The organism is Sanguibacter hominis ATCC BAA-789, assembly GCF_012396185.1.
GTDB lineage: Bacteria > Actinomycetota > Actinomycetes > Actinomycetales > Cellulomonadaceae > Flavimobilis > Flavimobilis hominis.
In genome coordinates, this window is the sequence record NZ_JAAXOW010000001.1 from 1,375,800 (window position 1) to 1,388,607 (window position 12,808).

The window sequence follows — 12,808 nt, forward strand, 5'->3', positions numbered from 1 at the left end:
TGCGCGTCAGTCGCCCGGCAGCTCGTCCCCCGGCCCGGGATACGACGCCTGCGCCCCCACGGACGTGACGGCGTAGGCGCCGACGCGGGCCGCGTGCTGCGCGGCGTCGGGCAGGGGAGTGCCGTCGGCGAGCTGTTGGGCGAGCGCGCCGACGAACGCGTCGCCGGCGCCGGTCGTGTCGACCGCGTCGACGCGCGGAGAGCGCACGTGCGTCACGCGGGGTGCGCCGTCGACCGTCTCGGCGACGTGCGCGCCGTCGGCGCCGACCGTCACGACGACGGACCGCACGCCCGCGTCGAGGAGGGCGCGGGCGACGTCGGCGTCCGACGCGCCCGCGGGCAGCGCGACGCCGAGGGCGCGCGCAGCGAGAGCAGCCTCGTGCTCGTTGACGACGAGCGGGTCGGCCCGCCGCAACACCTCGGTGTCGAGCGCGATCACCGGCGCGAGGTTGACGATCAGGCGTTCGCGGGCGAGCCGCGCGGCCTCCTCGATGCCGTCGCGCGGGACCTCGCCCTGCACGACGACGACGCGCGCCCGGGCGAGCAGGTCCGCCTGGGCGCGCACGGCGTCGGCATCCGTCGCCGCGTTGGCTCCGGGGATCACTACGATCGAGTTCTCGCCGTCCGCCGACACGGTCACGATCGCGATGCCCGTGCTGCCGGGAACCACGCGCAGCCCCGACAGGTCCACGCCGTTGGCGCGCAGCCCCTCAAGCGCCGCGTCGGCGAACTCGTCGTCGCCCACCGACCCGACGAACGCGACGTGCGCACCCGAGCGCGCCGCCGCGACAGCCTGGTTCGCGCCCTTGCCGCCTGCGAGGACTGCCATCGAGCGCCCGAGCACGGTCTCGCCAGGAGCGGGGTGCGCGGCGACCTGGACGAGCAGGTCAGCGTTCGTCGACCCGACGACGACCACGTCGGGGGACGCGGCACCGACCGCGGCTGACGACGGCCGCGGGGCGCCCGTCACGACAGGAGCCTGGCGACGTCGTCGACGTGCACGGCATGGGCAAGGAGGTGGGGGGCAGGCAGGCCTCGCACGTCCGGCGGGGCCTCCGTCTCGAGCGGGACGGGGGCCGGCACGTCGCGCCTGAGCGAGGCAGGCCCCGTGGACCCGCGCACCACGAGCTGCGCGTCGAGCACGACGCTCTCGACCTTCTCGCCGTCGAGCATCTTCGTGAGCAGCTCGACGGCGAGCTCGCCCGTGCGGGCGGGGTCGTGCGAGACGACTGTGATCGGCGGGTCGAGGAGCCGGAACGCCTCGATGTCGTCGTACCCGACGATCGACATGTCGTCCGGGATCGAGATCGCCCGGTCCTGGCAGACGTGCAGCGCGCCGAGCGTCATGAGGCTGTCAGCCGCGAGCAGCGCGGTCGGCGGGCAGGCGAGGTCGAGCAGGTGCCGGGCGCCTGCGACGCCGCTCGACACCCGGAAGTCGCCCTCGTAGATCAGCGCCATGTCCTGGTCGGCGCCGTGCTTCTCGATGGCGTCACGGAAGGCGACGAGGCGGTCCCGGCCCGTCGACGTGGCCTGGGGCCCAGCGATGAAGCCGATGCGGCGGTGCCCGAGCCCGACGAGGTGCTCGACCGCCTGGGCGATCCCGCCGAAGTTGTCCGACGTGATCGACGGGACGTCGACGCCGTCGACCGTGCGGTCGACGAACACCAGGGGTACGCCGAGCTTGAGGACGTCGCGCAGCGAACCGGACCCGTCGCCCTGAGGCGCGATGACGATGCCGTCCGCGCGGTGCGCGAGCAGCAGGTCGATGTACCTGTCCTGCTGCTCCGTCGACTCGTTCGCGTTGCACAGCATGATCGTGAGGCCGGCCTCACGTGCGGTCTGCTCGGCCGTGTGGGCGATCTCGGCGAAGAACGGGTTCAGGATGTCGGAGACGACGACGCCGATGGACTCGGTGCGCGCCTTGCGCAGGGAGCGGGCCTGGGCGTTGGGGCGGAAGCCGAGCTCGGTCGCGGCCTCGGCGACGCGCGTGCGGGCGTCGACGGAGGTGGCGGGATGGCCGGACAGGACGCGGGAGGCTGTTGCGGTCGAGACGCCGGCGAGCTTCGCGACGTCCTGAAGGGTGGCGGTTCGCATCGTCGGCCTCCTCGCTCTCCACCCTCACGGCCGCGGGCGGGAGCCTCGGGACCGATCGCGTGGAATCGATTACATGACGCTAGGTCAGGAAGCGCTCCCACCACAAGCAGCCAAAACGGGCACCTTCTCGGTGCCCGTTCTGAGTGCCTGTCTTCGAGGGGATGCTCAGGAAGCCCGCCGGAGCCGGAGGCTGTTCGTCACCACGAGGACCGAGCTGAGCGCCATCGCCGCGCCCGCGATCATCGGGTTGAGCAGGCCCGTCGCGGCGAGCGGGATCGCCGCGACGTTGTACGCGAACGCCCAGAACAGGTTCTGCTTGATGATCCGCAACGTCGCCCGCGAGATGCGCACGGCTGCGGCCGCGGCGCGCAGGTCTCCGCGCACGAGGGTGATGTCGCTCGCCTGGATCGCGACGTCCGTCCCGGTACCCATCGCCATGCCGAGGCCCTGCCTGCCCGCCTGCGCGAGCGCTGCGGCGTCGTTGACGCCGTCCCCGACGACCGCGACGACGCGCCCCTCGTCCTGGAGCCGGGCGACGACGTCGACCTTCCCTTCGGGGAGCACGCCGGCGACGACGTCTGCCGGGTCGATCCCCACCTCGCGGGCGACGCGGCGCGCTGCGCCCGCGTTGTCGCCCGTGACGAGGAACGGCCGCAGCCCCAGGCTGCGCAGCTCCGCGATCGCAGCGGCCGAGGTCTCCTTCACCGGGTCGCGCAGCACGACGACCGCCTGCGGCTGGCCGTTCCACGCGACGACGACCGCCGTCGCGCCGTCCTCCTCCGCGGCGAGGACGGCCTGCTCGGCCGCGTCGTCGTGGACGCCGGTCTGGTCGGCGACCCAGCCGGGCTTGCCGACGACGACGCGCCGCGACACGTGCGGGCCCGAGTGCGCCGTGCGCACGGTCCCGGACACGCCGCCGCCCGGCGACGTCGCGAAGTCGAGCGCCTGCAGGCTCCCGATGACCACGCCGTCCGCCCCGACCGTGGGCTCGCCGCCCTCGCCCACGCCCGTGCCGTCGCCCTCTTCGCCGAGGTAGGTGCGTGCACGCGAGGTAGGGGCCTCCAAGGCACTACCTCGCGTGGAGACCCCTACCTCGGCGGCGGCCGGAGCGGGGGCCGCACCCGCGGCCGTGATCGCGCGGGCGATCGGGTGCTCGCTGCCGGCCTCGATCGCCGCCGCGTACCGCAGCGCCTCCTCGGCGGTGACGCTGGGCCGCAGCGGCACGACGTCGGCGACCTCCATCGCGCCCGCCGTGACGGTCCCGGTCTTGTCGAGGACGACGGTGTCGATCCGGCGCGTCGACTCGAGCGTCTCCGGGCCCTTGATGACGACGCCGAGCTGCGCAGCCCGGCCTGTGCCGACGAGCAGGGCGGTCGGTGTCGCGAGCCCGAGCGCGCACGGGCACGCGATGATGAGCACCGCGACCGCGGCGGTGAACGCCGCCTGGACGTTCGCCGCGTCCGTGCCGCCGACGACGAGCCACGCGACGAGCGTGCCGACCGCGAGCACGAGGACGACCGGCACGAACACGGCCGAGATCCGGTCTGCGAGCCGCTGGACGGGCGCCTTCCCGGACTGGGCGTCCGCGACGAGGCGGCCCATCTGGGCGAGCGTCGTGTCCTCGCCGACGCGCGTGGCGCGCACGACGAGGTGGCCGTCCGTGTTGATCGTCGCGCCCGTCACGGCGTCGCCGACCGACACGTCGACCGGCACGGGCTCGCCCGTGAGCAAGGACGTGTCGATCCCTGCGCTGCCGGCGACGACGACGCCGTCGGTCGCGATCTTCTCGCCCGGCCGCACGACGATCTCGTCGCCGACCTGCAGCGCGCCCGTCGGGACCTCGTGCTCGGTCCACGCGCCGGCACCGTCGGGCCGGCGCACGATCGCGGTCTTCGCGCCCATCTCGAGCAGGGCCCGGAGCGCGTCGCCCGCGCGGCGCCGTGACCGGTGCTCCGCGTAGCGGCCTGCGAGGAGGAACGTCGTGACGACGACGGCGACCTCGAAGTAGAGCTCGGGCATCGCGCTGTGGGCGCGCCGGGGGATCAAGGTGGGCTCCATCGTCATGCCGAGCCGGCCTGCACCGCCGAGGAGCAGCGCCCACAACGACCACCCTGTCGCGACGATGACGCCGATCGACACGAGCGTGTCCATCGTCGAGCCGCCGTGACGACCTGCGCGCAGCGCGGCGCGGTGGAACGGCAGCGCGCCCCAGGTGACGACGGGAAGCGAGAGCGCGGCCACGACCCACTGCCAGCCGGTGACCTGGAGCGCGGGGATCATCGACAGGGCGACGACGGGGACGGCGAGCACCGCGGACGTGCGCAGCCGACGCCGCAGGTCGACGCCGCGGTCCGGCTCGGGCGCGGACGTGTCGGCGTCGGGGTCGTGGTCGTGACCCGCGCCGTGCGCAGAGAGCGCGTGCGCGACGGTGTCGGTCGCGTCGGCGACGTGGGCTGAGTGGTCGACGGGGCCCGACGGCGCGGCGTCGTCCGCGCGGCTGCCGCCTGCGCTCGCGGCGTGGGAGCCGTGCGGCGCGGCCTGCACGGCCGCGGCGGCCGGCTCGGCCGGACGCGTCGTCCTGGTGACACGCGCGGTGTATCCGGCGCGCTCGACCGCGGCGACGAGCTCCGTGTCGTCGGCGACGTGGCCGTCGACGGGGAGGAGGGTCACGCGTGCGGACTCGAGCGGGAGGTTGACGGTCGCGGTCGCGCCGGGGACGCGGGCGAGGCGCTTCTCGACGCGGGCGACGCACGACGCGCACGTCATGCCGGAGACGGCGAGGTCGACGGTGATCGCGTCGGGGACGGTGGTGTGGTCGGTGCTCATCGCAGGAGCCTCCCGATCGCCTGGGTGGCTTCCTCGACCTTGGCGGCCGCCGCCTCGTCGGACTCCTTGGCGGCGTCGACGACGCAGTGGCCGAGATGGTCGCCGACGAGCCCGAGGCTCACGGCGTGCAGCGCCTTGGTGACGGCGGCGACCTGGGTGAGGACGTCGATGCAGTAGGTGTCCTCGTCGACCATGCGGGCGATGCCGCGGACCTGGCCTTCGATGCGGCGCAGGCGCTTGAGGTAGGCGTCCTTGTCCTGGACGTACCCGTGAGACTTCGAGTGCTCGTCGTGAGTCATGGTTCCAATATACCCCCTAGGGGTAATGAAGGACCAGGACTCCTCGTATTCCCGTTTCTCTGTGAACTGCCGCACAAGAGTAAAGGTCACGTTGCCGTAACGATCCTGCTCGCAGCATCCTTGCAGGTCAGAGGGATATTCGTGTCAAGAACAGGCAAAGGGTGACCCTCGTGGCGTGGTCCTCAGGCAGCAAGATGGTCTCGAATGAGGCAAGGTGGCTGAGGGCCTTCGACAGGCCTGGTGCGGGGCGAGCCCCCAGCGCCGATCCGCCGCCGCCCTTCACGGGGCGCCCCTGGCCGCCTTGTCAGGCAGAGCCTCCGGACCGGCCGCACACGAACGCAGACGAGGGGAACGCCCCCTCGCGTACAAGCCCGACCGGAAGGTGGCGAGCCCGTTCAGCATGACGGCGATACGTGTGGAGAACGTCTACAAGGTGTTCGGTCGACGACCCCAGGAGGCGGTCCGGCGCCTGCGTGAGGGCGCACCCCGGGAGGACGTCAAGCAGCACGGCACCGCCGCGGTCATCGACGCGTCCTTCGAGGTCGCCGAGGGCGAGATCTTCGTCGTCATGGGCCTGTCGGGCTCGGGCAAGTCGACACTCATCCGCATGCTCAACGGCCTGTGGCGCCCTACGTCCGGACGCATCATGCTGGGCGACGACGACCTCGCGACGGTGAGCGCGAGCCGCCTGCGCACCCTGCGCCGCTCGACCGTCTCGATGGTCTTCCAGCACTTCGCGCTCCTGCCGCACCGCACGGTCCTCGACAACGCCGCGTACCCCCTCGAGATTCAGGGCATCAAGAAGCCGGCGCGCCGAGAGCGCGCCCTCCAGGCGCTCGAGCTCGTCGGCCTGTCCGGCTGGGAGGACTCCCTCCCGTCGCAGCTCTCCGGCGGTATGCGCCAGCGGGTCGGGCTCGCCCGGGCGCTCGCCGCGGACACGGACATCCTGCTGATGGACGAGGCGTTCTCGGCGCTCGACCCGTTGATCCGCCGCGAGATGCAGGAGCAGCTCATCGAGATTCAGCAGAAGCTCGGCAAGACGATCATCTTCATCACGCACGACCTCAACGAGGCGATGTTCCTCGGTGACCGGATCGCCGTGATGCGCGCCGGACGCATCGTGCAGATCGGCAGCGCGGAGGAGATCCTCTCCGAGCCCGCCGACGAGTACGTCGCCCAGTTCGTCGCCGACGTCGACCGCACCCGGGTCCTGACCGCAGGCTCCGTGATGGTGCGGCCCGGAGTCGTCCTCGCGACGAGTGCCGGACCACGCCAGGCAGCCCGCGCGATGCGTGAGGCCCACGCCTCCGCCGCGTTCGTCGTCGACCGCGACCGCGTCCTGCGCGGCGCCGTCCAGGACTCCGACGTCGTCGCCGCCGCTCGCGCCGGCGCCACCCGGCTCGACCCGGCGCTGCTCGACGCCGCGCACACCGTCGACGAGAGCACCCCGCTGTCCGAGGTGTTCGCGCCCTCGGCCGAGTCCCCGCTGCCCGTCGCCGTCACGGACGAACGCGGCCGCCTGCTCGGCGTCGTCCCGCGCGTCGCACTCCTCGAGGCGATGGTCCCCCCGGACACCGACGCCGAGGGTGTCGGGGCGAGCGTCACCCCGACCGTCCCCGAGGGCTTCGAGCCGCTCCCGCCCGACGACGGCGTACCGGGCCTCGCGCCCGACGTCCTGCCCGAGCCGACGACGCAGCTCCCTGCCGTCGACGTGCGCGCAACGATCCAGGGAGGTGCCCGATGAGCGAGACCATGGTTCCTCGCCTCCACCTCGGCGACGCTGTCGAGAGTTTCGTCGACTGGGTGACCGTCGCCGGCGCCAGCTTCTTCACGGCGGTCAAGGACGGGCTGCTCGCCGTGTTCGACGTCCTCGACACCGCCCTGTCCGCCCCGCCGGCCTGGGCGATCATCCTCGTCGTCGCGGCCCTCGCCTGGTTCGCGAAGGGCTGGCTCCTCGCCGTCGGTGCGGCCGTCGGTCTCGTCGTCATCGGCGCGGTCGACCAGTGGGGCAACGCGATGGACACCCTCGCGCTCGTCATCCTGGCGAGCGGCATCGCCCTGCTCATCGCGATCCCGCTCGGCATCTGGGCTGCACGGAACCGCAGGGTGTCCCGCGTCGTCCGGCCCGTGCTCGACTTCATGCAGACCATGCCGGCGTTCGTCTACCTGATCCCGACGGTCGTCATCTTCCTCACGGGCGTGGTGCCGGGGCTCGTCGCGACGATCATCTTCGCCCTCGCACCCGGCGTGCGATTCACCGAGCTCGGGATCCGCCAGGTCGACTCCGAGGTCGTCGAGGCCGGGCACGCGTTCGGCGCCACCGAGGGCCGCATCCTGCGGCAGATCCAGCTCCCGCTCGCACTCCCGACGATCATGGCCGGCGTCAACCAGGTCATCATGCTGTCCCTGTCGATGGTCGTCATCGCAGGCCTCACCGGCGCTGCGGGCCTCGGCCGCGAGGTCGTGTCCGCGCTCCAGCGCGTGAACGTCTCGCTCGGCTTCGAGGCGGGGCTCGCCGTCGTCATCCTCGCGATGATCCTCGACCGCACGACGGCGGCGCTGTCGGACCGCGCCCCCGTCGCCAAGGCCCTCAAGTCCGCCTGATCCACCCCAGACGCGCAAGGCCGCACGGCCCGCGCACGTCGCCCTGCCTTCACGGCTCCCGCACCCCTACCCGGGCGCTCCGCGCCCACGAGAGGAACGCATGACCCGCTCACGCACGACTCGCACCGCCCTCGCCGCCGTCACGACGGCCGCCCTCGCCCTCGGCCTCGGCGCCTGCGCCAGCGAAGAGGACGCAGGCACCCCGAAGGCCTCTGCCACTGACGAGAAGAAGATCAGCATCGGCGTCCACGCTGGCTGGGACGAGGGGATCGCCGTCTCGCACCTGTTCAAGGCCATGCTGGAGGACGACGGCTACACCGTCGACGCGGAGACCGCGGACCCCGGGGTCGTGTACACGGGCCTCGCGGGCGGCGGCTACGACCTCAACTTCGACATGTGGCTGCCAGCGACCCACGCGGACTACCTCGAGAAGTACGGTGACGACCTCGAGCAGCTCGGCGTCTGGTACGACGACGCGCGGTTGACGATCGCCGTCAACGAGGACTCGCCCATCACGTCGCTCGCGGAGCTCAAGGACGCCTCGGGCGACTTCGGGGACCGTCTCGTCGGCATCGAGGCGGGTGCGGGCCTGACGCGCATCACGCAGGACGAGGTCGTCCCGACGTACGGCCTCGACGAGATGGACTTCGTCATCTCGTCGACCCCGGCGATGCTCGCCGAGCTCAAGAGCCGGACCGACGCCGGTGAGAACGTCGCCGTGACGCTGTGGCGTCCGCACTGGGCGTACGACGCGTTCCCGATCCGCGACCTGGAGGACCCGGAGGGGGCGCTCGGGGGTGCCGAGGAGATCCACACGGTGGGCCGCACCGGCTTCGCCGCCGATCATCCGGACGTCGCCGCGCTCATCAAGGCGTTCACACTGACCGACGAGCAGCTGTTCTCGCTCGAGAACATCATGTTCAACGAGGACGCCGGCGCCGACCCGGACAAGTCTGTGCGCACGTGGCTCGAGGCGAACCCGACGTTCGTCGACGACCTCAAGGCTGCTGCGGGAGCCTGACCGCTCCGGCGCGGCGCCGCGCGACAAACGAGACGGTCCCCGTCGCGTCCGAGAAGCGGACGCCACGGGGACCGTCTGCACGTCCGGCGGCGCAGGCTGTTGACCTGGTGCTCGGCGAGGTCCACTCTGGGGCCAACGGGACAAATCATCCAGGGGGCTCTCATGTCCGACACGACTGGCACGGCTCACACCACTCGACCCGCCCGGCACGCGACCGCGGTCCCTGCCGGGGTTCCGGACCCGTTGGCGCGCATCGCGGAGCAGGTCTGGTGGCTCATCCTCCTGCGGGGCGTCGTCGCGATCGTCTTCGGCGTGATCGCGATCGCCTCGCCCTGGAGCACCGCGGCGGCGCTCGCGATCGTGATCGGGGCCTTCGTGGCGGTCGAGGGCTTGATCGACGTCGTCGAGGCGTTTCGGCACCGGAAGTTCGGCGGGATGGTCCTGCATGCTGTGGTGGGCGCCGTGGGGGTGATCGCTGGCGTCATCATGCTGGCCTGGCCAGGGATCACGCTCGTGGTGGTCGTCTACACCGTCGCGTTCTGGGCGATCATCTCCGGAGTCGTGCAGGTGGCGCTCGGCGCGACGACGCGTGGGCTCTCGGTGGGTGCCCGCATCTGGGTCATCCTCGGTGGCGTCCTGTCGTTCGCGTTCGGCGTGCTGATGCTCACCCAGCCGGCGACCGGGCTCGGCGCGCTCGTGTGGATCATCGGCGTCTACGCGATCATCTTCGGCACCGCCCTCGTCGCGTTCGCGTTCGCCGCCCGGTCTGCGGCCAAGCAGCTCTCTGCTGGCAGCTCGACCGTCTAGGCGTCCGTGACTCGCAGCAGCACCGTCATCGCATGGCTACCAGGCCACAGCGCGTGCTCGGGCCGCACGTCCATGCCGCACGTGCGCGACCCGAGGCCGTGCTGGGCCGCGTCGAGGTAGAGGTAGGTGCGGCTCGGTGACGGTAGCTCGTGCTGGTGCCGGGCGACGTCGAGCTCTTGAGCGGTGTGGCGTACCAGCGTGAACCCGGGACGTGTCCCGAGGGTGCCAGGTCGTGCGCCTGAGCCGTCGGCGATCGTCCGGACCCGGAGCGTCGGGACGTGCTCGCCGGACGTGACGAGCTCGCGCAGGTCGGGACGGTGGCCTGTCTCCTGGGGGACCGCGTACGGCTCGGCGAGCTCGTCGACGAGCGACGCGAACCGGCCGATGCGCGCAGCGGAGCGCGAGTCCGCGTACGCCTCACCAGGCCCGCTGCCGAACCATGCGACCTCGTCGAACCCGAGGGGCAGGTCGAGGCGCACGCCGATGCGAGGCCACGTGCAGTCCCACCCGTTCGACGCTTCGAAGCTGGCGTGGACCTCGAGCTCGTCCTCGACCCAGCGGTAGGTGAGGGTCGTCCCCAGCCAGAGTGCGGTACCCGCCGCCCCGGAGCGCAGATGCACGACGACGGCGTCGTCCCGTGTCTCGACATCGCGGACGCGATGCTCGAGCCGGTCGAGGCCGCGTTCGCGCCAGCGCGCGGCGGCGGACGGCTGGGCGAGCGACTCCGGGGAGGGAACGTCTCCCGAGGTGGCAAGGTCGACAACCTCGTAGCCAGGCCCTCCCGTGGCGGAGTCGTTCTCCGTCGGTGCGCGCCACAGCTCGGGCTGCGGACCGTCGACGTCGAGAGATCCGATGCGCAGGAGTGCGCCGGTGTCGCGGTCGAACCACGCCTCACCGAGGCGCAGCGCACCTCCGGGGGCGTCGAGACCGGCGGGCATGTCGGTGGGGCTGACCACCTGAGGCGCCGCCGTGCCGTTCCGGCGCCGCGGCGCACGCGCCGGATCGAGCCCGACGAGGCGCGGGTCGATCGCCACCTGGTGCCGGGCGACGACGTGCCCGGCGGGAGCCCAGGGCGTGGCCTCACGGAGCGCAGCCGTGAGCGTCAGGAACACCTCGGAGCCCGGCTCGTGGCGTCGTGCGTCGAGAGCGGTCGGCTGCCAGCTGGTGCTGCGCGCCTCGCCCGCGGGGACGTCTGGCAGGTCGAGAGGTCCGTCGGCAACCGCGCGCCCGTCCACCTCGAGGGACCACGTGACGTCGAGGTCCGCGGTCGACGCGAACGCGCGACGGTTGCGCAGTGTCGCCCGACCAGCGTCGAACGACAGCCGCACTGGTGCGATGACGGCGGCGAGCTCTGCGAGCGCGGGCGACGGCACGTCGTCGGACCTGATGAGGCCGTCCATGACGAAGCTGCCGTCGTGGACGGGTTCCCCGAAGTCGCCGCCGTACGCGTAGAACGGCACGCCGTCACCGGTCGTCGTGAGGATGCCGTGGTCACGCCACTCCCACACGAACGCGCCGTGGAAGCGGTCCGAGGAGTCGAACAGCTCTTCGTATGCCGCGAGAGCGCCTGGCCCGTTGCCCATCGCGTGCGCGTACTCGCACAGCAGGAACGGTTGCGCGCGCAGGCGGGCGGCCTGCGCGGGGGCGGTGACGCCGAAGATCTCGCCGGACTCACCGAGGATCGCACGCACCTCCTCGAGCGTGGGGTACATCCGGGAGTACACGTCGGTGTACGCCCCGGTGCGGTCGCCCTCGTAGTGGACGGGGCGGGACGGGTCGCGGCCGTGCACCCAGCTCGACATGGCCGCGAGGTTGGACCCGGTGCCGGACTCGTTCCCGAGCGACCACATGATGACCGACGGATGGTTCTTGTCGCGTTCGACCGTGCGCTGGATACGGTCGAGGAAGGCGTCGCGCCAGCGCGGGTCGTCGCTCTCGGTGTCGAGCGTGCCGACGAGCTCGAAGCCGTGCGTCTCGAGGTCGCACTCGTCGACGACCCAGAAGCCGAGCTCGTCCGCGAGGTCGAGGACACGCGGGTGCGGCGGGTAGTGCGCGGTGCGGATCGCGTTGATGTTGTGACGCTTCATGAGCGCCATGTCGGCGCGGGCATGGGCCTCGTCGAAGACTCGGCCCCGTACCGGGTGGGTCTCGTGCCGGTTGACGCCTCGCATGACGATGCGCTGGCCGTTCACGGTGAAGCGCGTCCCGTCGATGCGGACCGTGCGGAACCCCAGCCTGAGGCTGACAGTCTCGCCCGGCGAGGAGACCTGGGCGTCGTAGAGGCGGGGAGTCTCCGCGGTCCAGGGCTCTGCCGGGACACGGACGGGGTTGACGTCGGAGGGCGCGTCCCAGCGGACCTCCACGCCGAGCTCGGGAACGGTGAGCGTCACGGGCCAGGCGCTCGGGCTCGCGGCGATGTCGAGGTCGATCTCGCCGGTGCCGGCGACGTGGTCGTAGCCGGTGCGAGCCCACACGTCGTCGAGCCCGCCGACCGGCCGGGCGAGCAGGGTGACCGAGCGGAAGATCCCGGGCAGCCACCACTGGTCCTGGTCTTCGAGGTAGGTGGCGTCGGACCACTGGTGGACGCGCACGACCAGGACGTTGCGGCCGGGCCGGACGAGGCCTGTGACATCAAGCTCGTGAACGAGCCTGCTGCCCTTGACGACGCCGACCTCGGACCCGTTGAGCCATACGCGGCAGGCCGACTCGACGCCGTCGAGCCGCAGGAGGACGCGTTCGGCGTCGCGCCAGGCGTCGTCGTCGGGGAGCTCGAACGTGCGGCGGTGGTCGGCGGTCGGGTTCGTGCGGGGGACGTGCGGTGGGTCGACCGGGAACGGGTACTGGACGTTCGTGTACCAGGGCCGCCCGCGGGTGCCCTCCCCGGTGAGGACCCAGTGCGAGGGGACGGTGATGGTCTCCCAGCCGGAGTCGTCGAGGAGCACGTCCCAGGGTGGTTCCGTGGCGTCGCTGGCAGGGTCGGCGACGTCGTGCAGCCGGAACCGCCAGGTCCCGTCGAGCTGCAGCGACGGGGCGTCGGTCGGGAGCCATGCGCGTGCGGGCAGGACGCGTCCGGCGCTGGGGGTGCGGTCAGACAGGTACGTCGGTTCGGTCACGTGCGTCATCTCCGTCGATGGCAGGTGCGTGGGTCGGGGTGCTCG

General features: G+C 72.2%; 9 protein-coding genes. 4 read left to right on the forward strand and 5 right to left on the reverse strand.

All coding sequences use genetic code 11. The annotated features are described in order from the left end of the window. Positions 1-6: 6 nt before the first annotated feature. From HF995_RS06325 to HF995_RS06340, 4 genes are all read right to left on the reverse strand, one after another. A complete protein-coding gene (locus tag HF995_RS06325) occupies positions 7-969 on the reverse strand; it encodes a ribokinase (RefSeq protein ID WP_350308758.1) in 963 nt (320 codons plus the stop codon). After that, a complete protein-coding gene (locus HF995_RS06330) occupies positions 966-2,093 on the reverse strand; it encodes a LacI family DNA-binding transcriptional regulator (RefSeq protein WP_168446878.1) in 1,128 nt (375 codons plus the stop codon). Before HF995_RS06330 ends, HF995_RS06325 begins: the two co-directional genes overlap by 4 nt. Before the next feature lie 165 nt (positions 2,094-2,258). Then, positions 2,259-4,919 (reverse strand): heavy metal translocating P-type ATPase, encoded by a 2,661-nt coding sequence (locus tag HF995_RS06335; protein ID WP_168446879.1) that lies wholly within the window; start codon positions 4,917-4,919, stop codon positions 2,259-2,261. After that, a complete protein-coding gene (locus HF995_RS06340; protein ID WP_168446880.1) occupies positions 4,916-5,218 on the reverse strand; it encodes a metal-sensitive transcriptional regulator in 303 nt (100 codons plus the stop codon). Before HF995_RS06340 ends, HF995_RS06335 begins: the two co-directional genes overlap by 4 nt. Before the next feature lie 400 nt (positions 5,219-5,618). Between HF995_RS06340 and HF995_RS06345 the strand changes: the two genes are divergently transcribed. The 4 genes from HF995_RS06345 to HF995_RS06360 all read left to right on the forward strand — a co-directional run bounded on the left by HF995_RS06345 (position 5,619) and on the right by HF995_RS06360 (position 9,650). Next, positions 5,619-6,962 (forward strand): quaternary amine ABC transporter ATP-binding protein, encoded by a 1,344-nt coding sequence (locus tag HF995_RS06345; protein WP_168446881.1) that lies wholly within the window; start codon positions 5,619-5,621, stop codon positions 6,960-6,962. Next, positions 6,959-7,822 (forward strand): ABC transporter permease, encoded by an 864-nt coding sequence (locus tag HF995_RS06350; protein WP_168446882.1) that lies wholly within the window; start codon positions 6,959-6,961, stop codon positions 7,820-7,822. The genes HF995_RS06345 and HF995_RS06350 overlap by 4 nt, the downstream gene beginning before the upstream one ends. A gap of 100 nt (positions 7,823-7,922) precedes the next feature. After that, a complete protein-coding gene (locus HF995_RS06355; protein ID WP_168446883.1) occupies positions 7,923-8,843 on the forward strand; it encodes a glycine betaine ABC transporter substrate-binding protein in 921 nt (306 codons plus the stop codon). A gap of 162 nt (positions 8,844-9,005) precedes the next feature. Beyond that, on the forward strand, positions 9,006-9,650 hold the full coding sequence (locus tag HF995_RS06360; RefSeq protein WP_168446884.1) for an HdeD family acid-resistance protein: 645 nt from the start codon (positions 9,006-9,008) through the stop codon (positions 9,648-9,650). Here the strand turns inward: HF995_RS06360 and HF995_RS06365 are convergent. Then, entirely contained in the window at positions 9,647-12,772 is a 3,126-nt protein-coding gene (locus HF995_RS06365) for a glycoside hydrolase family 2 TIM barrel-domain containing protein (RefSeq protein WP_210727083.1), read from the reverse strand. The genes HF995_RS06360 and HF995_RS06365 overlap by 4 nt on opposite strands. Positions 12,773-12,808 lie beyond the last annotated feature (36 nt).

Coding starts and splice junctions, on each gene's coding strand:
- HF995_RS06360 (WP_168446884.1), top strand. CDS start 9,006: ATGTCCGACACGACTGGCACGGCTCACACCACTCGACCCGCCCGGCAC.
- HF995_RS06365 (WP_210727083.1), bottom strand. CDS start 12,772: ATGACGCACGTGACCGAACCGACGTACCTGTCTGACCGCACCCCCAGC.
- HF995_RS06340 (WP_168446880.1), bottom strand. CDS start 5,218: ATGACTCACGACGAGCACTCGAAGTCTCACGGGTACGTCCAGGACAAG.
- HF995_RS06330 (WP_168446878.1), bottom strand. CDS start 2,093: ATGCGAACCGCCACCCTTCAGGACGTCGCGAAGCTCGCCGGCGTCTCG.
- HF995_RS06355 (WP_168446883.1), top strand. CDS start 7,923: ATGACCCGCTCACGCACGACTCGCACCGCCCTCGCCGCCGTCACGACG.
- HF995_RS06350 (WP_168446882.1), top strand. CDS start 6,959: ATGAGCGAGACCATGGTTCCTCGCCTCCACCTCGGCGACGCTGTCGAG.
- HF995_RS06345 (WP_168446881.1), top strand. CDS start 5,619: ATGACGGCGATACGTGTGGAGAACGTCTACAAGGTGTTCGGTCGACGA.
- HF995_RS06335 (WP_168446879.1), bottom strand. CDS start 4,919: ATGAGCACCGACCACACCACCGTCCCCGACGCGATCACCGTCGACCTC.